The 619-nt window shown below is 57.2% G+C and carries 1 protein-coding gene; it reads right to left on the reverse strand.

Annotated features, from left to right (window positions below):
* The coding region (locus QMK17_RS26345; protein WP_283512230.1) for a phage minor tail protein L at positions 1–619 on the reverse strand (619 nt) is incomplete at both ends.

Here is a 619-nt window from a genome sequence, read left to right on the forward strand (position 1 = left end):
TATCACTAGATGGGAAACCGCCGAACGGCAAAACTGCCGTCGCGCCAAACCGCGCCCTACATCCTGTCAGTGTTTTGCTGCATACGTCTTTGGACGCATCGTCCGTGGGCATATCGAAACGGTCGGCAACCGCACGCCCCGTATAACCGCACCCTTCGCCGCGATACTGCCAGCAGCAGGTATTTGCCAGCATAATACGGGCGGGAATGACCGAACCATCCGATTCGGACGGCGCGGCAAGTTCGAAGGTTGCCGTTTCTGCATTCAATGCCGTCATCCGTTCAACCAAATATTTGCCGACGACTTCCTGCATCGGGTCTGCGGTCGGATTGCGCCCGGACTGGAAATTGACCGCATCTAAAAACTTGGCATAGGTTTGACGGCGCACAACCAGCACGCCGACGAGCTGACCGAACTGATCCGCCGCGCCCGTAATCAAACCCAAGAGATTCGATACCGTCAGCGTCGGACGGTTACCCGCGCCTTGCGAAGTTGATTCAAAGCCGTCAGCCTTAATCGGATAAGGCTCATATGCCTGTCCCTGCCAGACAACCGCCGTACCCCGCTCGTTGACCTGATTGCAGAAATAGAAAACCCGACCGCCCAGCGGCCGCAAGTC

The organism is Rhodococcus sp. G-MC3, assembly GCF_030063335.1.
GTDB lineage: Bacteria > Actinomycetota > Actinomycetes > Mycobacteriales > Mycobacteriaceae > Rhodococcoides.